The organism is Rathayibacter tritici (assembly GCF_001641005.1).
Taxonomy (GTDB): domain Bacteria; phylum Actinomycetota; class Actinomycetes; order Actinomycetales; family Microbacteriaceae; genus Rathayibacter; species Rathayibacter tritici.
In genome coordinates this window covers 1,258,112-1,284,819 of the sequence record NZ_CP015515.1, presented here as the reverse complement: position 1 = coordinate 1,284,819, position 26,708 = coordinate 1,258,112, and the positions used below count along the sequence as shown (strand labels likewise).

The window sequence follows — 26,708 nt, the reverse complement described above, 5'->3', positions numbered from 1 at the left end:
GAGGTCAAGACTTCGCAAAGAACGACGCGTCGGCGTCGCTCTCGGCCGAGGCGGAGTCGCCGGCGACGGTGATGTGCGACGGGGAGAGCAGGAACACCTTGCTCGTCACCCGCTCGATACGGCCGTAGAGCCCCTGCGAGAGTCCGCTCGCGAAGTCGATGAGGCGGCGGGCGTCCGCATCGCTCATCTGCGAGAGGTTGATGATCACGGGGATGCCGTCGCGGAAGTTCTCCGCGATGACCTGCGCGTCACGGTACTGCTTCGGGTGGACGGTGAGGATCTCGTTCATCTCGGCGTGTGCCGTCGCCTTCGGGGTCTGGGGGGTGGGCTTGCGGAGCGGGGTGACCGTCGCGCGCGGCTGCTGCACCGGCTCGACGGGCGGGACGGGCTGCACCGGGGAGACCGGTGCGCGGTGGGCCGTCGCCGGGGCCGCCTCGACGGGCTCTGCGCGCTCGTACTCGACCTCTTCATCGGCGAGTCCGAGGTAGACCATCGTCTTCTTCAGCGGGTTGGCCATGGTGTCCTCCGTGTTGTGTGTGCTCCCACAGGTGGGTCATCACGAGGTTAGGTGCGGGCGGGGCGTTCTCCGGTGATTGCCGTCCCGATTCGCAGGTGTGTCGCACCCTCGGCGATCGCCTCGGCAAAGTCGTGCGACATCCCCGCCGAGATCGCTGTCGCGGCGGGGTCGATGGAGCGCAGCCGCTCCGAGGTCGCACGCAGCCGGGCGAAGGCGGGACGGGGCTCCTCGCCCAGCGGAGCGACCGCCATCACTCCGCGCAGGGTCAGCCCGGGAGCCTGCGCGAGGGCTTCGGCGAGGGGCTCGATCTCGGCCGGGGCCGCTCCCCCGCGGTCCGGATCCTCGGTGAGGTTGACCTGCAGGAAGACGTCGAGCGGCTCCTCGCCGGTGTCGAGCAGCGGGACGAGTGCGAGCCGGTCGACGGAGTGGACCGCGCTCGCATAGCGGCGGACCTGCCGGGCCTTCTTGCTCTGGAGCTGCCCGAGGAAGTGCCAGCGCGCCGCGCTACCCGCGAGGTCGACCGACTTCTCCTGAGCCTCCTGGTGCCTGTTCTCGCCGAAGTCGACGACACCCAGCTCGAGGAGGTCGCGCAGCACGGAGACCGGGTGGAACTTGGTCACCACAATGGTCGTCACCGAGGAAGCCTCGCGACCGACCGAGCGGGCCGCGTCGGCGACCCGCTCGGAGACCTCGGCCCAGCGCGCGGCCAGCTCCGGATCAGCCACGGTTACTTGAGGAAGTCCGGGATGTCGAGGTCGCTGTCGTCCTCGTCGAAGGACGGGTCGGCGACAGGGGCCGGAGCGGCGACAGGGGTGCTCGACCAGATCGAACCGGCAGCGGGCGGCGCGGCGGGAGCCGGAACGGGAGCCGGCTCGGCGGTCGGCTCGGCCGCGGAACTCTGCTGCTGGCGCGGCTGGGCGATCGCGGCCGGAGCGGTCCCGCCCGGCTCGCCGCCGTCGAAGCCCGCGGCGATGACGGTCACGCGCACCTCGTCACCGAGCGTGTCGTCGATCACCGCGCCGAAGATGATGTTCGCCTCGGCGTGCACCGCCTCCTGAACGAGGCGGGCCGCATCGTTGATCTCGAAGATGCCGAGGTTCGACCCGCCCTGGATCGAGAGCAGCACGCCGTGCGCGCCGTCGATACTGGCCTCGAGCAGCGGGGAGGCGACGGCCAGCTCGGCCGCCTTGATCGCCCGATCGGCACCGCGCGAGGAGCCGATGCCCATCAGCGCCGAACCTGCGCCCTGCATGACCGACTTCACGTCGGCGAAGTCGAGGTTGATCAGGCCGGGGGTGGTGATCAGGTCGGTGATGCCCTGGACACCGGCGAGCAGTACCTGGTCGGCCGTCGCGAACGCCTCCAGCATCGAGATCCCGCGGTCGCTGATCTCGAGGAGGCGATCGTTCGGGACGACAATGAGGGTGTCGACCTCGTTCTTGAGCGTCGCGACGCCGGCCTCGGCCTGGGTCTGGCGGCGGCGGCCCTCGAAGCCGAAGGGCTTGGTCACGACGCCGATGGTCAGCGCGCCGATCGACTTGGCGATGCGCGCGACGACGGGCGCGCCTCCGGTGCCGGTTCCGCCGCCCTCGCCCGCGGTGACGAAGACCATGTCGGCCCCGGCGAGGACCTCCTCGATCTCCTCGGCGTGGTCCTCGGCGGCACGGCGGCCGACCTCGGGGTCGGCACCTGCGCCGAGACCGCGGGTCAGCTCACGTCCGACGTCGAGCTTGACGTCGGCGTCGCTGAGCAGGAGCGCTTGAGCGTCCGTATTGATCGCGATGAATTCGACACCGCGCAGGCCGAGCTCGATCATGCGGTTGACGGCGTTGACGCCGCCACCGCCGATGCCGACGACCTTGATCACGGCGAGGTAGTTCTGGTTTGAAGTCACGTCTCCGGCCTCCGGGCTGAACCTTAAACCTGTAGTTGAGGCTTAAAGTTATGCTGAGTATGCATTTGGGGTTCGGCTCTGACGGTAGGCGGAGTCCGGTCGCGCTCCCAGCAGACACGCCAGCAACGCCCGAAAGAACGCGCGGATCCGCCGGACCTTAAGATCGGGGCGCGACGACCGCGGCTTCGGGCGAGGACACGTCGTAGCTGCCGACGGCGGCCGGATCGGTTGCGGCCATCAGCTTCTCGAGCACGACGGCCTTGAGCGCCGACTCGTCGGAGCCGCCCCACACCACGGACGCGCCGTTCTGCAGGGTGAGCGCGACATCGTCACCGGTCGTGGCCGTGGCGGCCGTGACCTGCGCGGCGAGCGAGGCGGGCAGTGCGCGCAGCACACGCGCGGTGGCGCGGAAGCCCGCTCCGGACGCGTCACCTGATGGGGTGGTGAGGACCGGATAGCCCGGCTGCGCCGCGTCCGCCGATTCGATGACCACTCCTGCCGCATCGACGAGCTCGAACCGGCCGCCCTTCGCGATCACGCCGAGCGGGGAGCGCTCGATGATCGAGACGACGAGGGTACTCGGCGGCCGGGTCTGCACCGAGTAGCTCTGGATGAGCGGCGACGCCCCCAGCACCCGGCCGACCTCGTCGCGGTCGACGAGGGTGAGCGGCACACCGAGCTGATCGTCGAGCGCGCTCTGCATGGCGGCAGCATCAACACGCTGGGTGCCCGTGATCTCGATCGTGCGTACCGCCATCAGCGGCGAGTACGCGGCGACACCGACCACCGCCGCTAGAGCGACCAGCGACCCGGCGACGACGAGAGCGATCAGGCGCCGCCGACGAGCGCGCTTGGTGAAGCGGCGGACCTCACCGCGCTCGTAGCGCCTCCGCTCCCGAGCGGCCCGCGAGACGGCGCGGCGCTCGGCGCCCGGCAGCCTGAGGCCGGCGAGGGTGCGGCGGGCGGCGTCCAGACGCGAAGGCTCCTGCTCGGAGCGCGTGGGGTCCACGCGGACCGAGGAGACGACGTGGACCGGCTCGGTGTCCGGCTCCGCGGTACGCGCTCCGTCGCCGCGGCCGGGCAAGGGTGCACGGGCGCCGTCGGGCCGCCTCACAGCAGCTCCTCCGCGGCGGGCGTGTGAGCTGCGGTCATCGAGCGACCGGCGCGGCCTCGCTCGCGCCGAGCGACTCGAGCACCTGCGGGATGATCCGGTAGACATCGCCGCAACCGAGCGTGATGACGAAGTCGCCCTCGCGCGCGATCTCGGCGGTGCGGCGGGCCGCCTCCGCCCAGTCCGGCACGAACGAGACGCGGGACGGATCGGCGAACTTCTCGCTGACCAGCGCGCCGGTGACTCCGGGCTCCGGGTCCTCGCGCGCACCGTAGACGTCGAGAACGACCGTCTCGTCGGCGTAGCGCTCCAGCGTCTCGGCGAACTCGCGGGCGAAGAGGCGAGTGCGGCTGTACAGGTGCGGCTGGTGCACTGCGATGATGCGGCCCGCACCGACCACCGTACGCGCGGCGGAAAGAGCGGCCGCGACCTCGGTGGGATGGTGGGCGTAGTCGTCGTACACGCTGACGCCGCGGACCGCGCCGTGCAGCTCGAAGCGGCGCTCCGTTCCTCCGAACGCCGCCACGGCCTCGAGCGAGGCCGCCGGGTCGAAGCCCAGCCCCACCAGCACCGCGAAGGCACCGGCCGCGTTGATCGCGTTGTGCCGACCGGGGATGCGCAGGCGGGCGGAGTAGCGGCGCCCCTGGTACTCGAGCGAGAAGCCGACCGGACCCACCAGCTCGAGATCGACGACGCGGACGTCCGCTCCCACGTCCTCGCCGAAGGTCACCACCCGGCGGTCGACGATCCGCTCGGCGACGCGGACGGCGCCCGGGTCGTCGGAGGAGAGGACGACCAGTTCGCTCGCGGAGGACGCGAAGGTGACGAAAGCCTCCTCGAAGGCCTCGAGCGAGCCGTAGTGGTCGAGGTGGTCCGGGTCGACGTTCGTGATGAGCGCGACCGCGGGGTCGTAGAGGAGGAAGCTGCCATCGGACTCGTCCGCCTCGACCACGAAGACCTCGCCGGCTCCGGCGGCGGAGGAGGTACCGAGGCTCTCGATGATCCCGCCGTTAACGAAGCTCGGGTCGGCGTCGACGCCGAGCAGGCCCGTCACGATCATCCCGGTCGAGGTGGTCTTGCCGTGCGCGCCGGCGACCGCGACCAGGCGCTTGCCGCGCACCAGCCAGGCGAGCGCCTGCGAGCGGTGCAGGACGGGCAGGCCGCGCTCCTTCGCGAGCAGGTACTCGGGGTTGTCAGGCCAGAGCGCCGAGGTGACCACGACCGCTTCGGCGTCGCCCAGAGTGGCCGCGTCATGCCCGATGGCGACCGGGACCCCGAGTTCGCGCAGCTGCTCGATCGGGTGCGACTCACGCACGTCCGAGCCGGTGACCCGGTGGCCGGCGTGCTGGAACAGGCGCGCGATCCCGCTCATCCCGGAGCCGCCGATGCCGATGAAGTGGACCGAGCCGAGCTCGTCGGGGACGGTGATGCCGAGGTCGGGCTTGATCACGGGGCTCTCGCTTTCGGGTGGGACACGGCGGGCGGAAGGTGCCTTGCTCGGTGCGCCGGATCAGTGTAAACGCTGGGCCGGAGTGCGCCCCCGAGCCGCGCGGAGCGACCTCATCTCGGCGCGGTGAGACTCGACTCGATCAGGTCCACGAGCCTCCCGGAGCCGTCGCGCACGCCGATGCGAGCCGCCCTGCACGCCATCTCGTCGCGGCGGACGGCATCGCCCAGCAGCGGTACGAGCTCGCGCTCGACCCAACCGGGGAGGAAGGCCGCGTCCTCGACGAGGACGGCCCCACGAGCATCGACCACGCCGCGCGCGTTGAAGCGCTGCTCGCCGTTGCCGACCGGGTACGGGACGTAGACCGCGGGCAGGCCCAGCGCGGTCAGCTCACTGACGGTCGCCGCGCCGGCACGGGAGACGGCGACGTCGGCGGCCGAGAGCGCGAGGTCCATCCGGTCGCAGTAGGAGAGGAGGTGATAGCCCGCGATACCGGGGTCCGTGATCTCTGCGCGGCCGCCGGTGATGTGCAGGATCTGGAAGCCGGTGGCGACGAGGGCGGGGGCGGCGGCGTGCACGGTCGCGTTGATCCGCCGGGCGCCGAGGGAGCCACCGGTGACCAGGAGGGTCGACCGCGACGGATCCAGACCCAGCGCGGCCATTGCCTCGTCGCGGCGGGCGGCGCGGTCGAGCTGCGCGATCTCGCGGCGCAGCGGCATCCCTACCATCCGCGCGTGCGGCAGCGAAGTGCCCTCGAACGCGACGCCGACGGAGCGAGTCGCGCGGGCGCCGAGGCGATTGGCCAGCCCGGGGCGCGCGTTCGCCTCGTGCACGGTGAAGGGGACGCCGGCGCGACGGGCGGCGAGGTAGGCGGGGGCCGCGGCGTACCCGCCGAAACCGACGACCGCGTCGATCCGCCGTTCACGAATCGTCCGCACGATCCCGGCGACGGTGGCGCCGAAGGCGCCCGGGAAGCGCAGCGCGGCCGGGTTCGGCCGCCGCGGGAACGGCAGGCGCGGAATCACCGAGAGTTCGTAGCCGCGCAGGGGGACCAGACGCGCCTCCAGTCCCTCAGCGGTGCCCAGCACCAGCACCTCGTCGTTCGGACGCCGCGAGCGGATCTCGTCGGCGGTCGCGAGCAGCGGATTCACGTGGCCGGCTGTGCCGCCACCGGCGAGCAGGTAGCGGGTCACTCGGCCGCCGCCTTCCTGCGGCGCAGGACGCCCGCGCCGGGCAGGGGCGCTGTCTGCGTGCGGGCGAAGGAGAGGACGACGCCGATGGCGAGGAGCGAGCTGAGCAGAGCGGTGCCTCCGGAGGAGATCAGCGGCAGGGGGACCCCGAGCACGGGGAGCACCCCCAGCACCACGCCGATGTTGACGAAGGCCTGGCCGATCAGCCAGACCATGATCGCGCCCGTGCTGATCCGCACGAACGGATCGGTGGAGGCGTGGATGACGCGGAAGAATGCGACGGCGAGCACGACGAACAACGCCAGCACGACGATCGCGCCGATCAGTCCGAGCTCCTCGCCGATGATCGCGAAGATGTAGTCGTTGTCGGCGGCGGGCAGCCACGACCACTTGGCCTTGGAGTTGCCCAGGCCCACGCCGAAGATCCCGCCGGAAGCCATCGCCCAGGTGCCGTGCACCGGCTGCCAGCACGAGTTCTGGTACTCCTCGACGTTCGAGCAGTCGCCGAGGAAGGACATGATCCGGGTGAGCCGGTTGTCACTCGATACGGCGAACAGCACCGCTCCGATCGCCCCGACGACCACGATCGGGACGAGGATCCGCATCTGCACGTTCGCGTAGAAGAGCGCCGCGAGGACGATGCCCGCCATGATGACGACCGTCCCGAGGTCGCCGCCGATCAGGACCAGGCCGATCGCGAAGCCGCCGACGATGAGGACCGGGACGAGCGCGTCCTTCCAGTCCTTCGCCGAGCGGTAGCGGCGGGCGAGCAGGAGCCCCAGCCAGAGCGCGAGGGCGAGCTTGATGATCTCGGACGGCTGCATGCTGAACGCGCCGAGTCGGATCCAGTTGCGGTTGCCGCCGACGGATTCGCCGAGCGGCGTGAAAAGCACGAGACCCTGCAGGACGCAGCCGGCCACGAGCAAGGCGGGCGTGATCCGCTTCCAGACAGTGACGGGCAGTCGCGAGACCACCAGCATCATCGGGATGCCGAGTAGCGCGAAGCCGCCCTGGCGCAGGAACCCGCCGAACGAGTCATCGCTCGACACGTAGGAGGTGACCGACGAGGAGGAGAGCACCATCGTCAGCCCGAACAGCACCAGGAAGAGCGTGGTGCCGAAGAGCAGGTAGAAGTTCGGCGAGTGGGAAGCGAAGACCTTCGAGAGGACGATCCGCGCGGAGCGGGCCCCGCTCCGGTCCTTCCCGCGCGACTCAGTGCGCGAGCGGCCCGCGAGGCGGCTCGTCGTCGGAGCGGTCATCGGCTCCCCCTCCCAGGTGTGTCGCCACGGCGGCCACGAAGGAGCGGCCCCGAGCCGCGTAGTCGCGGAACTGGTCCATCGAGGCTGCAGCGGGTGCGAGCAGAACGACATCGCCCGGGCGGGCGAGCGTCGCGGCGGCCTCGACGGCCGCCTGCATCACGGCACCAGTGTCGTCCGGGACGACCTCGCGCACGGGGAGGGCGGGCGCGTGTCGCCCGAATGCGCCGAGCAGCGCCGAGCGATCCGCGCCGATCACCACCGCACCGCGCAGTCGGTTGACGTGCGCGGCGACCAGGGCATCCACGTCGACTCCCTTGAGCAGCCCGCCGACGACCCAGACGACCGACGGATAGGCGCGCAGCGCGGCGTCGGCGGCATGCGGATTCGTCGCCTTGGAGTCGTTCACCCAGGTCACCCCCGAGCGCTCGGCCACGACCTGGATGCGGTGCTCGTCGAGCTCGAAGCTCGCCAGCGCCCGGCGGATCGCGGCGACCTCGATCCCGCAGGCACGGGAGAGCGCGGCCGCCGCCAGGACGTTCTGCACGATGTGCGGTGCGGCGAGGTGACGCTCGGCGAGCTCGTCGACGGTGGCGATCTCGAGCGCGCTGGTGCGCCGGTCCTCGAGGAAGGCGCGGTCGCAGAGGATGCCGTCGACGACACCGAAGTCGCTGGGCCCGGGCACGCCCAGGCCGAAGCCGATCGCGCGCGCTCCCTCGATCACGTCGGCGTCCAGCACCATCTGCTCGGTCGCCGCATCCGCCCGGTTGTACACACAGGCGACGCGTGTTCCGGCGTAGACCTTCCCCTTGGCGGCGCGGTACGCCCCGAAGGAGCCGTGCCAGTCCAGGTGGTCGTCGGCGATGTTGAGGCAGGTGCTCGCGATCGGCTCGATCGCGCCCAGATAGTGCAGCTGGTAGCTCGAGAGCTCGACGACGAGGACGTCGAAGCCCTGCGGGTCACGGACGGCGTCGAGCACGGGGACGCCGATGTTGCCACACGGAGCGGCGCGGAGATCGCCGGCCACGAGCATCGTCGCCGTGAGCTGGACGGTCGTGGTCTTGCCGTTGGTCCCGGTCACGACCACCCAGTCCGCCGGAGTGCCGTCGGCCCTGAGGACCTTGTCGCGGACCCGCCAGGCCAGCTCGACATCGCCCCACACGATGATCCCGGACTCCCGCGCCCACCGCAGGATCGGGTGCGTCGGCCGGAAGCCGGGTGAGACCACGACCAGCTCCGGTGCGAACGAGCGCAGCTCCTCCGGGGCCGAGTCGAGGCTGTCCGCGCGGTGCAGGCGCGCACCGATCACCTCGAGCAGGCGCTCGCGCTCCTCGTCGGCGCGGTCGGCGAGCACCAGCACCTCCGAGCCGAGCTCGGTCAGCGTGTCGGCTACCGAGAACCCCGTGACGCCCAGGCCCAGCACGGCGACCCGCAGGCCCCGCCAGTTCGAGTGCCAGCTGCGGAGGGAGTCGAGACGGGTGCGATCGGTCATTCCAGCGAGAGCCATTCCAGGTAGAAGAGCCCGACACCGGCGGCGACGAAGATGCCGGCGATGATCCAGAAGCGGACGACGACGGTGATCTCGGCCCAGCCCTTGAGCTCGAAGTGGTGGTGGAGCGGGCTCATCAGGAAGATGCGCTTACCCCGGGTCAGCTTGAAGTAGATCCGCTGCAGGATCACCGAGCCGGTCACGATCACGAACAGCCCGCCGATGAGGATGACGAGCAGCTCGGTGCGGGTGAGGATCGCCAGGGCCGCGAGCGCGCCACCCAGGCCGAGGGATCCGGTGTCGCCCATGAAGATCTGGGCCGGCGAGGTGTTCCACCAGAGAAAGCCGACTAGGGCCCCGGAGACCGCCGCCGCGATGATCGCCAGATCGAAGGGATCGCTCACCTGGTAGCACTTGTCGACGACTTCGGGGCTGAGGCGCTGGTCGAAGCACCACTGGTTCGACTGCCAGAAGCCGATGATGACGTAGGAGCCGATCGCGAGAATCGAGGACCCGGTCGCGAGGCCGTCGAGGCCGTCGGCGACGTTCACCCCGTTCGAGGTACTGGTGACGATGACGCAGATCCACAGCACGAACAGGCCGATGCCGATCCACCCGAGGGCGGCGAAGTCGAACGGCAGGTCGCGGATGAACGAGATCGAGGTGGACGCGGGCGTGAGCCCGTTGGAGTCGCGGACCATGATCGCGATGACGGCGAAGGCCGCCGCGACGACCACCTGCCCGGTGATCTTCGCCCAGCCGCCGAGCCCGAGGCTGCGCTGGTTGCGGGTCTTGAGGAAGTCGTCGACGAAGCCGACGAGCCCGAGTCCGACCATCATGAACAGCACGAGCAGCGCGGAGGGGGCGATCGCACGGTTGCCGAACAGCATTCCGAGGAAGTAGCCGACCACGGTGCCGATGATGATGACGATGCCCCCCATCGTCGCCGTGCCGTGCTTGACGTGGTGCGATTTCGGCCCGTCCTCGCGGATGAACTGGCCCCACTGCAGGCGGTGGAAGAGGCGGATGAACAGGGGCGTCATCAGGAGCGTGAACGCTCCGGAGAGCGCGCCGGCCAGCAGGAGTGCCCTCATCGGTGGCGCTCCCCGAGACGCTCGGCGAGGAAACGCAGGCCCGCGGAGTTGGAGGACTTGACCAGCACGGTGTCACCCGGGCGCAGGTACTCCTCCAGGAACGCGAACGCCTCGTCCGAGGTCTCGGCGAAAACGGACTCGCCGCTCCAGGACCCCTCGCGCTCGGCCGCGACGTGGATACGCCGGGCGCCGCGGCCCACCACGACGATCTGGGCGATGTTCAAGCGCACGGCCAGCAGGCCGACGCGATCGTGCTCCTCGTCGGCCCACTCGCCGAGTTCGCTCATCTCGCCCAGGACCGCGACTGTGCGCCCCTGGGGCTTCGCGATCTGGGCGAGCGTGCGCAGCGCGGCGGCGGTGGAGTCGGGGCTCGCGTTGTAGGCGTCATTGATGACGCGGACGTCCTCGCCGCCGAGGACCTCCATCCGGCCGCGCTCGGCGAGGGTGACGGTGGCGAGCGCGTCCACGATCGCGGGCAGCGTCACTCCGACCGAGAGCGCGGCGGCGGTCGCCGCGAGGGCGTTCATCACGTGGTGCTCGCCGAGGACGCGCAGCAGGAGCTCGGCACGGGCGGACTCCCGGCCCTCCCCCGCTGCGACCTCGATCGTGAAGCGGGTGCCGTCCGGGGTGGCGTCGATGTCGACGGCGCGAACATCAGCGCTCTCGCCGCGGCCGAACCAGAGGACGCGAGCGGCGGCGCGGGCCGCCATCGAGGCGACACGGCCATCATCAGCGTTCAGCACGGCGACGTCGTCGACGGTGAGGTCGGCGACCATTTCGGTCTTGGCCTCGAGCGTGCGCTCGATCCCGCCGAACTCCCCCGCGTGCGCGAGGCCCACCGCGAGCACGACGCCGACATCCGGCTTCGCCATCCGGACGAGGCGGCGGATCTCGCCGACCGCGCTCGCCCCCATCTCGGCGACGAGGAAGCGCGTCGACTCCGACACCTGCAGCATCGTGATCGGCGCACCGACCTCGTTGTTGAAGGAGCCGCGCGGCGCGACCGTCTCGCCGACGCGCTCGAGGATCGTGCGCAGGAGGTTCTTGGTCGTCGTCTTGCCGTTCGAACCGGTAACACCGATGACGGTGAGCCCACCCTTCGCTCGCACACGGCGGACGACCTCGGTCGCGAGGGCGCCGAGCGCCTCGACCGAGTCGTCGACGAGAACCTGCGGCACGTCGAGGTCGAGCGGACGCTCCACGATCAGGAGCGCAGCCCCGTGCTCGAGCGCGGCGGGCGCGAAGAGGTGGCCGTCGGTGTGCTCGCCGCGCTTGGCGACGAAGATCCCGCCGGGCGCGATCTCGCGGGAATCGGTCTCGGTCGCTCCGTCCACAACGGTGGCGGCCGTGGCGGCCGAGCCGGCCAGGTGGAGGCGGCCGGAGACGGCCTCGGCGATCTCGGTGAGGGTGAGGGCGATCATCTACAGCCAGCCTGCCTCACGCAGTGCGTCACGGACGTCGTCTCTGGCCGAATACGGCATGTGCACTCCTGCGATCTCCTGGTGGTCCTCGTGGCCGGGCCCGGCGTAGAGGATCGAGTCCCCTTCGTGCGCGAGAGCGACGGCAGCGCGCACGGCCGCGCGCGGGTCGGCGATCTCGTGGATCTCCCGGTCGGGCGCGGCGGCCCGGGCCCCCTGGAGGAGCGCGGCACGGATGGCGGCCGGATCCTCCCAGCGCGGGTGGAAGTCGGTCACGATCACGACGTCGGCCAGACGCGCCGCGATGGCGCCCATGTCGCTGCGCTTCGTGGTGTCGCGGTCGCCGTCGGCACCGAACACCATGAACAGGCGACCGGGAGTGATGGTCCGCAGCGCCTCGAGCGCGTTCTGGAAAGCGTCAGGAGTGTGGCCGTAGTCGACGTAGACGCGCGGCCCGCGCACGCCCGAGACCAGTTCGGCGCGGCCGGGGATGTAGACGTCGAGCCGACTGTCCTCCAGCGCGTGCGCGATGGCGTCCAGGTCGAAACCCGACTCCACCAGCATCACGATCGCGAGCGCCGCGTTCGCCGCCATGTACCAGCCGATCAGCGAGACGGTGACGACGACGGAGCGGTTCTCGGGCCCGTCGAGGCGGAACATGGTGCTGTCGGCGGTCGCGTCGACGACGGTCATCGACCAGTCGGCGGGAGTGGTGGGGGCGACTCCGACGACCGACGAGCTGGCGAGCGTCGCGACGGGAATGCGGCTGCGCTCGGCGAGCTCGCGGCCCCACGCGCTGTCCACGGTGACGACACCGCGTCGCGCCCGCTCCGGCTCGAAAAGGTCGGCCTTGGCCTCGAAGTACTCGCGCATGTCGGAGTAGTCGTCGAGGTGGTCGTGGCTGAGGTTGGTGAAGCCGACGACGTCGAAGACGAGGCCGTCGATCCGATGCCGACTGAGCGCCTGCGCCGAGACCTCGATCGAGACCGCGCGGACGGCGGACTCGCGCATCCGGGCCAGCAGGCCGTGCAGCTCGCTCGCCTCGGGAGTGGTCAGCGAGCTGACGACCGCGACATCGCCGATGCGCCGCTCCGCCGTGGAGCTGAGCCCCGAGACGACCCCGAGCCGGCGCAGCAGGGCGTCGAGGAGGTAGACGGCGCTCGTCTTGCCGTTCGTGCCCGTCACTCCGAAGAGCGTCGGCACGTCCTCGCGCGTGCGGTGGATCCACGCGGCGACATCGCCCAGGGCGGCACGCGGATCGGGGGTCACCAGGACGGGGAGGCCGCTGTCGGCGGCGAGCTCCGCACCGGCGGGATCGGTCAGCACGGCCACAGCGCCGGACGCGGCAGCCGCGGACGCGAAGGCCGCGCCATGTGCCCGCCGCCCCGCGACACCGACGTAGAGATCGCCGGATTCGACCTGGTTCGAGTCGAGAGTGACCCCGCTCACCTCGACGCCCTCGACACCGACGACCGGCCCGAGCGAGAACTCGGCGACGAGCTGGGAGAGGCTGCGCGGCACGGGGTGCTCGGGGCGGAGGGAGGACTGCGGGCGAGGGTCGTGCACTGCCCGCTCTTTCTCTCGTTCTGGTACCTGGATCGCGGTCCCGGCCGGGCTCACCACGTCGTGGGGTACTCGACGGGAGGAACCGTGGACGGCTCCACCCGGTTGGTCTTGAGCACCTGCGTCATGACCTGCTGGAATACCGGAGCCGTCGCTTGGGACGTATTCATCTTAACCGGATCGGCGATGGTGACCGTCACGACGTACTCCGGGTCCTCCGCCGGAGCGAGTCCGGCGAGCGAGACCGTGTAGCTCTTCGAGTAGCCGCCCTTGCCGTCCGGCTGCTGAGCGGTGCCGGTCTTGGTGGCGATGTTGTAGCCGTCGATGTGGATGTCCTTCGCCAGCCAACCCTCGTTGTAATGAGTCTGCAGCATGTCGACAACCTGCTTGGCCGCCGAACTCGAGACCACCTGGGACCCCGTCGAGTCGGGCACGTCCACCTCCGAGCCCTCGGCCGTGGTGCAGCCCGCGATCAGCTGCGCCGGGAGCCGGACTCCGCCGTTGCCGAGCGTCTGGTAGATGCTCGCGACCTGCACGGCGGTCGCTGAAACGCCCTGGCCGAACATCGTCGTGTAGTTCGTCTGGTTGTCCCAGTCCTGGTAGTCGGCGAGGAGGCCGCCCTCCTCGCCGGGGAAGCCGCTGGTGGTGGGGGCGCCGAGGCCGAACTTCTGCAGGTAGTCGTACCGGGTCTGGGCCGACAGGCGAGAGCCGAGCATCGAGATACCGACGTTGGAGGAGTCCTTCAGGATGCCGGTCAGCGTGTAGTTCGTCGGCGTGTGCGAGAAGTCGTCACTGAACGACGCGCCGTCCTTCTCGAAGGCGTCCGGAACGACGACGTGCGTCGTCGGGCTTGCCTGGTCCTGGTCGATCAGCATCGCGGCCGTCATCGGCTTGAAGGTGGAGCCCGGCTCGAAGGGCGCCCGGAAGGCGCGCGAGCTGCGGTCCGCCGAGCCGCTCGCCTCGACGTTGTTCGGGTCGACGGTCGGAGTCTCTGCGACGGTGAGCAGCTTGCCGGTCTTGACCTCCTGCACCACGACGATCCCGTAGCTACCACCGACCTCGGCGACCCGCTGCGAGAGAACCTGCTGCGAGTAGTACTGCAGGTCGGAGTCGATGGTGAGCTTCAGCGTCCCGCCGTCCACGGCCGGTGTCTCTGAGACGGTGCTGCCCGGGATCCGAACGTAGTCGGCGCTGCGCTCGTAGCTCTCGGAGCCGTTCTGCCCGGCGAGGCAGGTGTTCTCGGCGTACTCCATGCCCTCCTGGGCGGCTCCGTCCGCTCCGACGTAGCCGACGAGGTTGCCGGCCACCGCGCCATTGGGGTAGCTGCGGCCCTGCTGCGTCTCGAAGTAGGTCCACGGGATGTCGAGCGCGACGAGCTTCTGGTACGCCTCCAGGTCGAGCCCCTCGGCGAGGACCAGGTAGTTGGCCTTCGCGTCCTTCGCCAGTGCCGCGTCGACCGCTCCGGTGATCTGCTCGATGGTCTGGCCGGTGACGGCGCCGATCTCAGAGGCGGCCTGCTGGACGCTGACCATGACCTTCTGGTCGCCGCCCAGCTCACGCGGGAACTCCGCGACGTTCTTCGGCGAGGTCGTCAGACGGTAGCGCGTGGTGGTGTCCGCGAGCACTGTTCCGGAGCGGTCCACGATCGGACCGCGCTGACCGTAGGTGACAACGCTGTTCGACTGGTTCTGGGCGGCCGCATCGGTGAGCTCGTTCGCCCGCACGATCTGGATGTCGACCAGCTTGCCGATGAAAAGTCCGACGACGGCGACGATGATGACGAACGTGACGGCCGTGCGGCGTCTACTCGAGCGGTGGTGTCTCACTGCGGCGGTGTCCTTCTGTGCATCAGTGCGGGCTGCGTCAGTGTGTGATGGGCGCGGGCAACTCGCCCTGCAACGGTACGGCTGCACCGTCGACGGCCGGGGAGGACGCGCTCGCACCCGATTGAAGAGCAGGAACGAGAGCGTTCGACACCAGTGGCGTCGCGGCGGTACCCGCGACCTCGCTCGAGCTGGCCGAGGACGGGTCGCCGAGGACGGCGCCGTCGGAGAGGCGGAGGTAGACGGGCGCGGTGTTCGCGACCATGCCCAGGCCCTGCGCCGCCGTGGCGAGGTTCTGCGGCGAACTCAGCGTGTCGACCGCGTTCTGCTTCTCTGCGTTGCTGCGAGTGAGCGACTTCTGCTCGGTCTGTAGCGCCGAGATCTGGTAGGCCCCCTGCGAGAGTCCGACGCTCACCAGGAGCTGCACCACGATGATCGCGAACAGTCCGGCGACGGCGACGATCCCGTAGACAAGCGTGGGACGCGATTTCACCCGGCCCGACGGGACGGCTTCAATCCGGGGGCCGGGCGTGCGCTCCTCGGGACGTGCCCGACGGGCGGTGTCGATAATGGCGGGGTCGATGACGGCGGTAGCGCTCATGCAGTGCTCCTGATCCTCTCGGCCGCGCGCAGACGCACGGGTGTCGCTCGGGGGTTCTGGGCCTTCTCGTCCTCGGAGGCGAGCTCGGCCCCGCGGATGACGAGTCGGAACTCGGGTCGGTGTTCCGGCAGCTCCATCGGGAGACCGTCCGGGGCAGTGGAGGAGGACGCGGCCTGGAGCGCGCGCTTGACGATGCGGTCCTCGAGCGACTGGTACGCCTCGACGACGATCCGCCCGCCGACGCCGATCCGGGCCAGTGCCGAGGGAATCGCCCGCCCGAGAACGGACAACTCCTGATTGACCTCGATCCGCAGCGCCTGAAAGACGCGCTTGGCGGGGTGGCCGTTGCGCTGGATCGCGACCGGGGTCGCCGCCTGGATGATCTCGACCAGCCGGCCGGAGCGCTCCAGCGGGCCCTCGCGGCGCGCCTCGACAATCTTTTTCGCGTAGCGAGCAGCGAGCCGCTCCTCGCCGTACTCGTGGAAGAGTCGGCGCAGGGCGCTCTCGTCGTACTCGGCGAGAACGGTCGCCGCAGTGAGCGGGGCGGTCGAGTCCATCCGCATGTCCAGCGGCGCGTCCTTGGAGTAGGAGAAACCGCGCTCGGTCTCGTCGAGCTGGAGCGAGGAGACGCCGAGGTCGAAAAGCGCGCCGTCGATCGTGTCGATGCCCAGCTCGTCGAGCACGTCCGGCAGCTCATCGTAGACGGCGTGCACGAGGTCGATCCGGGAGGCGTGGGCCGCGAGCCTCTCCCCCGCGAGCTGCAGGGCCTCGGGGTCACGATCCAGACCGACGAGGTGCAGCCCCGGGAAGCGCTCGAGCAACGCGAGCGAGTGCCCGCCCATGCCGAGCGTCGCATCCACGACCACTGCCCCGTCGCGCTCTAGCGCCGGTGCCAGGAGTTCGACGCAGCGCTCGAGCAGCACGGGGAGGTGCCGCTGCTCGGTGGGGCGGGGGGTGTTCTGGGGAGTGTTCTCTGTCATGGCGGTCCCGCCGGTCCCGATCCTGTCGCCCGATCCCCATCCAGCTCGCGTCCGGACACCGGGGAAGGTGCGTCCGGGCGCCGAGTGGCTGGGAGTCGCGCGACAGGAGCTAGAACAGGCCGGGGATCACCTCCTCCTGAGTGTCGGAGAACACGGACTCCTGCTCGTGCAGGTAGCTCTCCCAGGCGTCCTGCGCCCAGATCTCGGCGCGGTTGCCCGCCCCGATGACGGTCAGGTCGCGGTCCAGCCCGGCGTAAGCGCGCAGCGGAGCCGGCAGGGTCACGCGGTTTTGCTTGTCCGGCATCTCGGCGCTCGCCCCCGAGAGGAACACCCGGAGGAAGTCGCGTGCCTGCTTGCTGGTCACCGGCGCCTGCCGGATCTTCTCGTGCATCACCTCGAACTCGGCCTGGCTGAACACGTAGAGGCACCGCTCCTGGCCGCGCGTGACGACGACTCCGGAGGAGAGCTCGTCGCGGAACTTGGCGGGGAGGATCACACGGCCCTTCTCGTCGAGTTTGGGGGAATGGGTGCCGAGGAACACGGACTGCCCCCCAGTTCTTCCGGCCACGGATGGTGTGTCCTCCACAGTACTCCACTTCCCCCCACTCACAACCCGGGCACAGGCCGTGGCGCGCCGAAGGGACCCCCGTGATCCGCGTCATTCCGCGGATCCGTGATGGTGGGGCGAAGTGGAGGAGAACTGCGGCTGAGGGGAGGGCCGAGGCACGAAAAAAGGGCCGATCCGTGAGGATCGACCCTGGGGTGGAGCGGAGGGGGGGGCTAGCCGCGCCCGTCTCCGCGGTTGTCCCACCTGTCGTTCAGACGGTCCATGAAACCGGAGCCCTGGCGGTTGCCCGTGCGGGGCCTGGTCTGCCGACCGACGTCGGGGAGCCCGGGCGCGGAGGAACCACCGGCTGCCGGCCGCATCGCGACGATCACACCGCCGAGCATGAACGCGAAGCCGAGGATGCCGACGAGGGGCTGACGCACGACCACGCCCGCCACGAGGACGCCGAGACCGAGGATGCCGAGGAGGATGCCGAGCACCAGAGCGCGGTAGTTGGTGCCGCCGCGCCCCTTGCCGACCGCCGCCACGAAATCGGCATCGTTCTGATAGAGGTTGCGCTCCATCTCATCGAGGAGCCGTTGCTCGTGTTCCGAAAGCGGCATCATGACCCCTTCAGGGTGTGGCGTCGATAGGGCGTGGCGTCGATCCTTCCGCGGAACGACACCGAGTAGGCGGGGTCTGGGCTCGAGCGGTCGGGCGGCGCTTCAGTGTAGACCGAGCCCGACGCAGTCACCAGGCACCTTCGGTGCATAGGCTGGTCGGGTGAACCACAGCTCTCGACTCATCGATCGCGTCCAGCTCCGAATCGATGAATTCCTCACCGGGCGCACACCAATTCTGCGCTCCATAGGAGAGGACGTCTCCGCCCTCGGCGACCTTTCGCGGGACTTTCTCAGCGGGGGCAAGCGGTTTCGCGCGCGCTTCTGCGAGGCGGGCTGGAACGCCGTCTCGAGCGCCCCGAGCCAGGCCCACCCGAGTGGCTCCGATCCGATCGCTCGAGTCGGGGCGAGCCTTGAGCTGTTCCACGCGGCGGCGCTCGTGCACGACGACGTGATCGACAACTCCGACACCCGCCGCGGCGCGCCTGCGGCGCACCGGCGCTTCTCCTTCCTCCACGCCGACGGCGACTGGAGCGGAGACCGCGACGAGTTCGGCCGTTCCTCCGCGATCCTCCTGGGCGACCTACTCCTGGTCTGGTCCGACGAGATCTTCGCCGACGCGGAGTGGTCGCTCGGCGACCGCGCCGCCGCCGAGCGCGCACGAGCCGAGTTCAACCTGATGCGCACCGAAGTCACCCTGGGCCAGTACCTGGACATCCTCGAAGAGAGCGCGTGGGTGCGCCACCCCGAGCACGAGCACCTGGAGCGGGCCGAGCGGGTGGTCGTGTATAAGAGCGCCAAGTACAGCATCGAGGCGCCACTCGCGATCGGAGGCTCGCTGGCCGGCGGTGATGACGCCCAGCTCGACGCGCTGCGCCGCTTCGGACTCCCGGTCGGGATCGCGTTCCAGCTGCGCGACGACGTACTCGGCGTCTTCGGCGACCCGGCCGTGACGGGCAAGCCCGCCGGCGACGACCTGCGTGAGGGCAAGCGCACCGTGCTGCTCGGGCTGGCCCGCGGCGCCTGCTCGCCGAGCGATCGAGCCGAACTCGACGCCGTTGTCGGCCACAGCGATGCCGACGCGGCCGCGATCGCGCGCGCGCAGGAGATCGTCGCGGGCAGCGGTGCCCTGGAGCAGCTGGAGGAGCGGATCGCCCATGAGGTTCAGGCCGCGACGGCGGTCCTCCCCGACGCGCCGCTGCGAGCCGAGGGCATCGCCGAACTCCGCGAGCTGGCAGCGCAGGTCACGGTCCGCACCTCCTAGGAGCGGATCCAGGGCTCAGGCCAGGGCCTGGGCCACCCGACGGACCTCGGCCTTGCGACCGGCGCGGAGGGCGAGGATCGGGCTCGTGCCCAGGCTCTCCTCAACGGCCAGCAGCCAGTCGACGGCCTCATCGTCGGTGAAGCCGGAGTCCGCGAGCAGGATCGCGGTGCCCCGGATCTCCGTCATCGGCTCGCCCTCGCGGAGGAAGAGGGCCGGCACCTTCAGGACACCGTCCCGGCGGCTGCCGAGCAGGTGGCGCTCCTCGAGGAGGCGGCGGACCCGGCCGGCGCCGAGTCCGGTCAGCTCTACGAGGTCGGGGACGGTCAACCACTCCAGCTCGGAGTCGGTCGAGGTGGCGGGGGCAGCGGACGAGTCGGTCACCCGTTAAGACTGCCACGAGCCCGCAGGGCCGCCAACCGCGACGGCGGCCAGGTGGGACGGGCCGGGTCCTGCGCCGCCCGGGCGTCGCTCACCGGTTCCGCCGGGGGTCTTGCCTAGACTCATCGCGTGACCACCAGCCAGCTCGACCCTCTCCTCGGCCGTCTCGTCGACGGCCGGTACGAGGTGCGCTCGCGAATTGCGCGGGGCGGCATGGCAACCGTCTATCTGGCACACGATCAGCGCCTTGAGCGCCGCGTCGCGATGAAGGTCATGCACGGTCACCTCTCCGATGATGCGACCTTCAAGAACCGCTTCGTCCAGGAGGCGCGCTCGGCCGCCCGCCTCGCCCATCCGAACGTCGTGAGCGTCTTCGACCAGGGCCAGGACTCGGACATGGCCTACCTGGTGATGGAGTATCTCCCCGGCATCACCCTGCGCGACCTGCTGAAGGAACGCGGCCGATTGACCGCCCAGCAGGTGGTCGACATCATGCACTCGGTGCTCTCCGGTCTCGCCGCCGCGCACCGAGCCGGCATCCTGCACCGCGACCTCAAGCCAGAGAACGTCCTCCTCGCCGATGATGGCCGGATCAAGATCGGCGACTTCGGCCTCGCTCGCGCCGCCTCCGCGAACACCGCCTCCGGCCAGGCGCTCCTGGGCACCATCGCCTACCTCTCCCCCGAGCTGGTCACCCGCGGTACCGCCGACACCCGCAGCGACATCTACGCCATCGGGATCATGATCTACGAGATGCTCACCGGCCAGCAGCCCTTCACGGGCGAGCAGCCGATGCAGATCGCCTACCAGCACGCGAACGACTCCGTGCCCTACCCGAGTGCGACGGTCGCCTCAGTGCCCACCTCGCTCGATGAGCTCGTGCTCTGGGCGACCGAGCGCGACCCGGACATGCGCCCCCGGGACGCCGGAGTCATGCTCGCGCAGCTGCTCGAGGCCGAACGCCTGATGGGCATCACTCCGAGCGACCGGCGCGGCGACACCCAGGCGGTCGCTCCGCTCCCCGTTCCCGAACCGGCGACGGCCCTCTTCGCCCCGGCGGAGCCCGGCCGCACCTCGGTCATCGAGCGCTCGCCGGCTACCGGCGCCGTCCTGGTGATGGACGAGGACGACGACACGGTCGCCCGTCTCGCCGCGAAGCGCCGCGTCCGGCGGCGCCGTGGAGTCCTGCTGACGGTGGTCGTGCTCCTCCTCGCCCTGATCGGCGGAGGAACGGCCTGGTGGTTCGGCGAGGGACCGGGGGCGATCGTGTCGATCCCGAACGTCGTCAGCCAGTCCCAGCAAGACGCGACGACCCAGCTGCAGGCGCAGGGGTTCGAGGTAGAGCCGCAGGCGGCACCCGACCTCACCGTTCCCGCGGGCACAGTCATGAGTTCCGATCCGCCCGGCGGGCAGGGAGTGCACAAGGGCTCCGTCATCACCCTGACGGTCTCCAGCGGGCCGCGCCAGCTGCCGGTCCCCGATCTCGCCGGCCTCTCGGAGGCCGACGCGACCGCGAAGGTCGCCGCAGGCTCCTTCACCGTCGGCGATGTGTCGAGAAGGTTCGACGCCGACGTCGCGGCGGGCGTGGTCATCTCCGCCGCGCTCCCCGACGGCTCCGCGCTGCCCAAGACGATGTCGGAGACCAGCAGCATCGCGATGGTGGTGAGCCTCGGACCGATCCCCAACGTCGTCGGTCTCTCGATCGACGACGCGACAGCGAAGGCGAAGGCCGCAGGCCTCGCGCTCGACCGCAGCGGCGAGGACTGGAGCGACACGGTCGCCGTCGGCGTGGTCCTCACCCAGGCGAACCCGGAGGCACCGGCGGTGACGGGAGACGCCATCTCCGTCGTCACCTCGAAGGGCCCGAAGCCGGTGGCCGTACCGAACCTGGTCGGGATGAACCGCGACCAGGCGAAGGCGGCCCTCGAGGCGGCAAACCTCGCGTGGAGCTACTCGCTGACCACCCTCGGTCCGCTGATCGACGCGGCGCCGAACGAGCTGACGAAGGTCACCAACCAGTCCAACAAGGCCGGTGACCTCGTGCAGCGCGGGACGACCATCCAGCTGTCCATCACGATCACGACCTGACGTCCCGGAGGCCGAGCCGCCCCTGAGCGACGGGTCGACCGGCGGGACGGAGTCAGAGTGCGCGGCCGCGCAGCTCCTCAGCCACAAGGAAGGCGAGTTCGAGCGACTGCATGTGGTTGAGCCGCGGGTCGCAGACCGACTCGTAGCGGGTGGCCAGCGTCGCCTCATCGATGTGCTCCGAGCCGCCGAGGCACTCGGTGACGTCGTCGCCCGTGAGCTCCACGTGGATGCCGCCCGGGTGCGTTCCCGCCGCTCGGTGCGCCTCGAAGAAGCCCTTCACCTCGTCGACCACGTCGTCGAAGCGCCGGGTCTTGTAGCCGGTCGGGGTCGTCAGCCCGTTGCCGTGCATCGGGTCGGTGACCCACAGCGGCAGGGCGTCGCTGCGCGTGACCGCCTCGAGCAGCGGCGGCAGCGCGTCGCGGATCTTTCCGGCTCCCATCCGGGTGATGAAGGTGAGCCGGCCGGGCTCGCGCTCCGGGTCGAGCTTGTCGATCAGCTCGAGCATGGTCTCCGGCGTCGTCGAGGGGCCGAGCTTCACGCCGATCGGGTTGCGCACGCGCGAGAGGAAGTCGACGTGAGCGCCGTCGAGATCGCGAGTGCGCTCACCGATCCAGATGAAGTGGCTCGACGTGTTGTACGGCGTGCCGGTGCGTGAGTCGATCCGCGTCATCGGGCGCTCGTAGTCCATCAGCAGGCCCTCGTGACCCGTGTAGAACTCGGTGCGCTGCATGCCCTCGAAGTCGGCCCCGCAGGCCACCATGAACTTGACCGCGCGATCGATTTCCCGGGCCAGCTGCTCGTAGCGCTGATTCTGCGGATTCTCGGTGAAGCCCTTGTTCCAGTAGTGGACGAGACGCAGGTCGGCGAACCCTCCCTGCGTGAAGGCGCGGATGAGGTTCAGGGTCGAGGCTGCCGTGTGGTACCCCTGCACGATGCGGCGCGGATCCGCGGCACGCGACTCCGGAGTGAAGTCGTAGCCGTTCACGATGTCGCCGCGGTAGGCCGGCAGCGTCACGTCGCCGCGGGTCTCGAGGTCGCTTGAGCGCGGCTTGGCGAACTGGCCGGCCATGCGGCCCATCTTGATAACCGGCATGCTCGCGCCGTAGGTGAGGACGACGGCCATCTGCAGCACCGTCTTGACCCGGTTGCGGATCTGGTCCGCGGTCGCTCCCGCGAAGGTCTCGGCGCAGTCGCCGCCCTGCAGCAGGAAGGCCTCGCCACGGGCCGCGGCTCCGAGGCGCTCGCGCAGCTGGTCCACTTCGCCGGCGAAGACGAGCGGCGGCAACGCGGCGACCTCGGCGGACGCCTTCGTCACGGCCTCGATGTCGGGCCAGTGCGGCTGCTGCTTGATCTCGAGCTCCCGCCACGAGTCCAGGCCGGCGACCACGGAGGGGGCGGCGAGGACGTACGGTTCGTTCGGATCGATGACCACGAGGGTGTTCCCGGTTCTAACGGGCGCCAGCGGCGCGCGGAGGGCCGCCGCCCGGACGGACGGCAGCGGTTGACGAGCTTATCGCCTGGGCGGCGGTGCGGCCGGGCAAGGGCGCCGAACGGGCGCTCAGCGGGTGAGCGCCGCGCGCTTCTCCTTGACCGAGGTCGCATAGACGTCGAGATACTCCTGTCCGCTCAGGGCAAGGAGCTCGTACATGATCTCGTCCGTGATCGAGCGGAGGATAAAGCGGTCGCCCTCCATGCCCTCGAAGCGGCTGAAGTCGAGCGGCTCGCCGAACACGATGCCAATCCGACCGAGTGCGGGCAGGCGCTTACCGATCGGCATGATCCTGGCGGTGTCGATCATCGCGACGGGGATGACGGGCACGCGCCCCTCGAGGACCATCCGGGCGACTCCGGTGCGGCCGCGGTACATCCGCCCGTCGGGGCTTCGCGTGCCCTCGGGATAAATGCCCAGCGCGTGGCCGCCGGCGAGAACGCGCAGCCCCGTGTTGAGCGAGGCCTCCGACGCCTTGCCACCGGAGCGGTCGATCGGCAGCATCCCGGTGGCGGTGAAAAACGTCTTCGTCGCCCAGCCCTTGAGTCCCTTGCCGGTGAAGTAGTCGCTCTTCGCCAAGAACACCATGTTGCGCTCGATCACCAGCGGGAGGATCACGGAGTCGATGAACGAGAGGTGGTTGCTGGCGAGGATCACACCACCGCTCGCGGGAATGCGATCGGCACCGACCACCCACGGGCGGAAAATCGTCTTCAGGAGCGGGCCCGCGACGATGTGCTTCATGAACCAGTAGAACATCGGGCTCCTCGGCGGTGCGGTGGGTCGGGTGCGGCGGGTGGCGTCAGAGGGAGTTCGCGTGCACGCGCGCGAGGTCGGCGGCCCCGACGACTCCGGCGTCGTTGACGAGCTCGGCGATACGGAACTCGGGCTCCGGGTGGAACCCTCGGGCGGGCAGATTGTCGACGTAGGCCTGGCGGATCGGGTCCAGCAGCAGATCCCCGGCCTGCGCCACTCCCCCGCCGATGACGAACATCTGCGGGTCGAGGACGGCACTGAGGCTGGCGGCCGCCTCGCCCAGCCAGTGGCCGAGCTGGCGCAGCGCGGCGAGGGCGCCGAGGTCGCCCGCCGTGATCAGCTCGGAGATGACGTGTCCGGTCAACTCGCCGCCGTTGCGGGTGCGGGCGTCAGCGATGCCCTGGCCGATCCCGCCCGCGTCGGCGAGCTCGCCGGCGAAACGCTGGAGCGCGCGCCCCGAACCGTACTGTTCGATGCAGCCACGGGCACCGCAGCCGCAGGGCAGACCACCGGGGACGACACGCATGTGCCCGATCTCAGCCGCGGCGCCGAAGCCGCCGCGCAACAGCCGGTCGTTGATCACGATCGCGCCGCCCACTCCGGTGCCGATCGTGAGCATCAGCATGTCGCTGACGAGACGGCCGGAGCCATAGCGGAACTCGGCCCAGCCCGCGGCGTTCGCGTCGTTCTCGATGATGATCGGGAGGTCGATACGGGCCGACAGCTTCTCGCGGAAGGGCTCGTTGCGCCAATTGATGTTCGGGGCGTAGTAGACGATCGACTGGGACGCGTCGATGAAACCGGCGGCGGCGACTCCAACTGCGGCGACGTCCCCAGGGAGCAGGCCCGAGCGCAGGTGCTCGACCATCTCCACGACGACGTCGACAATCAGCTCGGGGTGCCCGGCGGGAGTGGGCCGACGGTCCTCGCGGAGGATCCCGCCGAACTCATCGACCAGGGCTCCGGCGATCTTCGTGCCGCCGATGTCGATCCCGATCGCGTGCACGCGCACCGCCTTCCCGTCGTCACCGGCGCTGGAGCGACGGCGGGCCGACCTGAGCGGCGGCCAGATCGAGTGTAGTGACCGAGGGGTGCCCGGTGCGGCTCGGCGATGAGACCCGGCGGGGTGTGTCGGCTCTGCGCCGGATTGTCAGCCTGAAAAGATCCACAGCTTCGACGACGCCGCTAGGGTGGAGGCGACGTTGATTCAGGTACCGAAGGAGTTGCCGTGGACCAGTTCGATTCTCCCCTCGTGGTGGCGGCCGACCCGCAGGCTAACGCGACCGCCCTCCTCCTGGACCGCGTGCGCGAAACGCCCGAGCGGCCGCTGTTCGCGTTGCCCGACGGCGCGCACTGGCGCGACGTGACGGCGCAGGAGTTCCTCGATCAGGTCACCGCGCTCGCCAAGGGGCTCGTCGCCGCCGGTGTCGAGCCGGGCGAGAAAGTCGGGCTGATCTGCACGACCCGCTACGAGTGGACGCTGATCGACTTCGCCGTCTGGTTCGCCGGCGGTGTCCTCGTCCCCGTGTACGAGACGTCCTCCCCCGCCCAGGTGCAGTGGAATCTCGCCGACTCGGGCGCTCATGCCGTGATCGTCGAAACCGCCGAGCACTTCGCCCGCTTCGACGAGGTCCGCGCCGATCTGCCGGAGGTCCGTCTCGCCTGGCAGATCGGGCTCGGCGACCTCGACAAGCTCGTCGCGCGCGGCGTCGACGTCCCGAACGCCGAGATCGAGCGCCGCCGCTCGCTGGCAGCCGGTGCCGACATCGCGACGATCATCTACACCTCCGGCTCCACCGGCCGCCCCAAGGGCTGCATCATCAGGCACTCGAATTTTGTCGAGCTCAGCCGCAACTCGGCGGTTGCCCTCACGGAGCTGATTCACCAGCCCGGCGCGTCGACACTACTGTTCATCACCACGGCGCACGTGTTCGCCCGCTTCATCGCGATCCTGTGCGTGCACGGCGGGGTGAAAGTCGGGCATCAGGCCGACACCAAGCAGCTGCTCCCCTCGCTCGCCTCCTTCAAGCCGACCTTCCTCCTGGCCGTCCCGCGCGTGTTCGAGAAGGTGTACAACTCCGCCGAGCAGAAGGCCGAGGCCGCGGGGCGGGGGACGATCTTCCGTCGCGCCGCCGATGTCGCGGTCGCCCATTCGATGGCCGCGGAGGCGGGCTCGGTGCCGTTCGCGCTGAGGCTGCAGTTCCTGCTCTTCGACCGGCTCGTCTACTCGAAGTTGCGGGCCGCGATGGGCGGCAGTGTGCGCTTCGCCGTCTCGGGGTCCGCGCCGCTGGGCGACCGGCTCGGGCACTTCTTTCACAGCCTCGGCATCAAGATCCTCGAGGGCTATGGCCTCACCGAGACGACGGCGCCCGCCACAGTGAACCGTACGGAACGGTTCAAGATCGGTTCGGTCGGTCCGGCGCTGCCGGGCGTCTCGGTGCGGATCGTGGACGACGGCGAAATCCAGGTGCGCGGGATCGACGTCTTCGGCGGCTATTGGAACAACGAGGCGGCCACGGCGGAGGCGTTCGACGGCGAGTGGTTCCGGACGGGTGATCTCGGAACGCTCGATGAGGACGGCTACCTGCGGGTCACGGGTCGGAAGAAGGAGATCATCGTCACGGCGGGTGGCAAGAATGTGGCGCCGGCCGCGCTTGAGGACCCGATCCGGGCGAATCCTCTGGTCGGTCAGGTCGTTGTCGTGGGGGATCAGCGTCCGTTCATCGCCGCGCTGGTCACGCTCGACTCCGAGATGTTGCCGACCTGGCTGGCGAACAACGGGCAGGAGGCGGGTCTGTCGCTCGAGGCTGCGGCCGTGAATCCGGCTGTGCTGGCTGAGGTGCAGCGGGCCGTCGATGCGGCGAACGAGCGCGTGTCCCGTGCCGAGTCGGTCCGGAAGTTCGTGATCCTGCCGACCGAGTTCACGGAGGCCAGCGGTCACCTGACCCCGAAGATGAGCATCAAGCGGAACGTCATCCTCGCCGATTTCGCCGACACCATCGCCGCCGTCTACTCCGCCGCCCCCGCCACCGAGGGCATCTCCCTCCGCTGACTCGCTTTCCCGTCGGCGAAACGCACCCCGCTCTCCGAAACGCACCCACCTCAACAGGCCAACCGCGCCGAGCCGGGCAAGGACCGGCACGGAAATTAGCGGAGCCGTATCCGGCAAAGCGCGTCCCAGCG

23 protein-coding genes are annotated in these 26,708 nt (G+C 70.1%); 3 read left to right on the top strand and 20 right to left on the bottom strand.

All coding sequences use genetic code 11. The features are described 5' to 3' along the window. Positions 1-4 precede the first annotated feature (4 nt). From A6122_RS05835 to A6122_RS05760, 16 genes are all read right to left on the bottom strand, one after another. Entirely contained in the window at positions 5-517 is a 513-nt protein-coding gene (locus A6122_RS05835) for a cell division protein SepF (RefSeq protein WP_068252651.1), read from the bottom strand. A 47-nt stretch (positions 518-564) separates the two neighbouring features. Beyond that, entirely contained in the window at positions 565-1,242 is a 678-nt protein-coding gene (locus A6122_RS05830) for a YggS family pyridoxal phosphate-dependent enzyme (RefSeq protein ID WP_068252648.1), read from the bottom strand. Between the two features lie 2 nt (positions 1,243-1,244). Continuing rightward, the gene (ftsZ, locus tag A6122_RS05825; RefSeq protein WP_068252645.1) at positions 1,245-2,411 is read right to left on the bottom strand and encodes a cell division protein FtsZ; all 1,167 of its coding nucleotides are present in this window, start codon (positions 2,409-2,411) and stop codon (positions 1,245-1,247) included. A 157-nt stretch (positions 2,412-2,568) separates the two neighbouring features. Next, the gene (locus tag A6122_RS05820) at positions 2,569-3,525 is read right to left on the bottom strand and encodes a cell division protein FtsQ/DivIB (protein ID WP_167542349.1); all 957 of its coding nucleotides are present in this window, start codon (positions 3,523-3,525) and stop codon (positions 2,569-2,571) included. A 34-nt stretch (positions 3,526-3,559) separates the two neighbouring features. Further along, the gene (gene murC, locus A6122_RS05815) at positions 3,560-4,972 is read right to left on the bottom strand and encodes a UDP-N-acetylmuramate--L-alanine ligase (protein ID WP_068252642.1); all 1,413 of its coding nucleotides are present in this window, start codon (positions 4,970-4,972) and stop codon (positions 3,560-3,562) included. A gap of 110 nt (positions 4,973-5,082) precedes the next feature. Further along, positions 5,083-6,162, bottom strand: coding sequence for a UDP-N-acetylglucosamine--N-acetylmuramyl-(pentapeptide) pyrophosphoryl-undecaprenol N-acetylglucosamine transferase (locus A6122_RS05810; protein WP_068252641.1), 1,080 nt, complete (start codon positions 6,160-6,162; stop codon positions 5,083-5,085). Next, a complete protein-coding gene (gene ftsW, locus A6122_RS05805; RefSeq protein ID WP_084415845.1) occupies positions 6,159-7,418 on the bottom strand; it encodes a putative lipid II flippase FtsW in 1,260 nt (419 codons plus the stop codon). The genes A6122_RS05810 and ftsW overlap by 4 nt, the downstream gene beginning before the upstream one ends. Continuing rightward, complete coding sequence (gene murD / locus A6122_RS05800) at positions 7,372-8,907, bottom strand: UDP-N-acetylmuramoyl-L-alanine--D-glutamate ligase (protein ID WP_068252636.1); 1,536 nt, start codon at positions 8,905-8,907, stop codon at positions 7,372-7,374. The genes ftsW and murD overlap by 47 nt, the downstream gene beginning before the upstream one ends. Next, the gene (gene mraY / locus A6122_RS05795) at positions 8,904-9,998 is read right to left on the bottom strand and encodes a phospho-N-acetylmuramoyl-pentapeptide-transferase (protein ID WP_068252633.1); all 1,095 of its coding nucleotides are present in this window, start codon (positions 9,996-9,998) and stop codon (positions 8,904-8,906) included. Before mraY ends, murD begins: the two co-directional genes overlap by 4 nt. After that, positions 9,995-11,419, bottom strand: a complete 1,425-nt coding sequence (locus A6122_RS05790; protein ID WP_068252627.1) for a UDP-N-acetylmuramoyl-tripeptide--D-alanyl-D-alanine ligase — start codon at positions 11,417-11,419, stop codon at positions 9,995-9,997. The genes mraY and A6122_RS05790 overlap by 4 nt, the downstream gene beginning before the upstream one ends. Further along, positions 11,420-12,982 (bottom strand): Mur ligase family protein, encoded by a 1,563-nt coding sequence (locus tag A6122_RS05785; RefSeq protein ID WP_068252626.1) that lies wholly within the window; start codon positions 12,980-12,982, stop codon positions 11,420-11,422. It lies immediately after the preceding gene. Positions 12,983-13,032: 50 nt separating this feature from the next. Further along, a complete protein-coding gene (locus A6122_RS05780; RefSeq protein WP_068252625.1) occupies positions 13,033-14,805 on the bottom strand; it encodes a peptidoglycan D,D-transpeptidase FtsI family protein in 1,773 nt (590 codons plus the stop codon). A 37-nt stretch (positions 14,806-14,842) separates the two neighbouring features. Then, positions 14,843-15,403 (bottom strand): cell division protein FtsL, encoded by a 561-nt coding sequence (gene ftsL / locus A6122_RS05775; RefSeq protein WP_068252622.1) that lies wholly within the window; start codon positions 15,401-15,403, stop codon positions 14,843-14,845. Beyond that, on the bottom strand, positions 15,400-16,383 hold the full coding sequence (gene rsmH / locus A6122_RS05770) for a 16S rRNA (cytosine(1402)-N(4))-methyltransferase RsmH (protein ID WP_068252620.1): 984 nt from the start codon (positions 16,381-16,383) through the stop codon (positions 15,400-15,402). The genes ftsL and rsmH overlap by 4 nt, the downstream gene beginning before the upstream one ends. Positions 16,384-16,492: 109 nt before the next feature. Then, on the bottom strand, positions 16,493-16,924 hold the full coding sequence (mraZ, locus tag A6122_RS05765; protein WP_068252618.1) for a division/cell wall cluster transcriptional repressor MraZ: 432 nt from the start codon (positions 16,922-16,924) through the stop codon (positions 16,493-16,495). A 239-nt stretch (positions 16,925-17,163) separates the two neighbouring features. Further along, entirely contained in the window at positions 17,164-17,553 is a 390-nt protein-coding gene (locus A6122_RS05760; protein WP_068257132.1) for a DUF3040 domain-containing protein, read from the bottom strand. Positions 17,554-17,713: 160 nt separating this feature from the next. Between A6122_RS05760 and A6122_RS05755 the strand changes: the two genes are divergently transcribed. After that, complete coding sequence (locus A6122_RS05755; RefSeq protein WP_068252616.1) at positions 17,714-18,814, top strand: polyprenyl synthetase family protein; 1,101 nt, start codon at positions 17,714-17,716, stop codon at positions 18,812-18,814. Positions 18,815-18,829: 15 nt separating this feature from the next. Here A6122_RS05755 and A6122_RS05750 read toward each other — a convergent pair whose 3' ends face one another. Beyond that, positions 18,830-19,195, bottom strand: a complete 366-nt coding sequence (locus A6122_RS05750) for an Rv2175c family DNA-binding protein (protein ID WP_068252615.1) — start codon at positions 19,193-19,195, stop codon at positions 18,830-18,832. 126 nt (positions 19,196-19,321) lie between these two features. On the opposite strand from A6122_RS05750, the gene pknB reads away from it, so the two are divergent. Then, positions 19,322-21,280, top strand: coding sequence for a Stk1 family PASTA domain-containing Ser/Thr kinase (gene pknB / locus A6122_RS05745; protein ID WP_068252614.1), 1,959 nt, complete (start codon positions 19,322-19,324; stop codon positions 21,278-21,280). Between the two features lie 52 nt (positions 21,281-21,332). Here pknB and A6122_RS05740 read toward each other — a convergent pair whose 3' ends face one another. The 3 genes from A6122_RS05740 to A6122_RS05730 all read right to left on the bottom strand — a co-directional run bounded on the left by A6122_RS05740 (position 21,333) and on the right by A6122_RS05730 (position 24,531). Further along, positions 21,333-22,712, bottom strand: a complete 1,380-nt coding sequence (locus A6122_RS05740) for a class II 3-deoxy-7-phosphoheptulonate synthase (RefSeq protein ID WP_373408352.1) — start codon at positions 22,710-22,712, stop codon at positions 21,333-21,335. A gap of 126 nt (positions 22,713-22,838) precedes the next feature. Then, positions 22,839-23,528 (bottom strand): lysophospholipid acyltransferase family protein, encoded by a 690-nt coding sequence (locus tag A6122_RS05735; protein ID WP_068252613.1) that lies wholly within the window; start codon positions 23,526-23,528, stop codon positions 22,839-22,841. Positions 23,529-23,571: 43 nt separating this feature from the next. Then, on the bottom strand, positions 23,572-24,531 hold the full coding sequence (locus A6122_RS05730; RefSeq protein ID WP_068257128.1) for an ROK family glucokinase: 960 nt from the start codon (positions 24,529-24,531) through the stop codon (positions 23,572-23,574). Between the two features lie 222 nt (positions 24,532-24,753). Here A6122_RS05730 and A6122_RS05725 point away from each other — a divergent pair, with 222 nt between their 5' ends. Further along, positions 24,754-26,577 (top strand): AMP-dependent synthetase/ligase, encoded by a 1,824-nt coding sequence (locus tag A6122_RS05725; RefSeq protein ID WP_068252612.1) that lies wholly within the window; start codon positions 24,754-24,756, stop codon positions 26,575-26,577. The last annotated feature ends 131 nt before the right edge of the window (positions 26,578-26,708 follow it).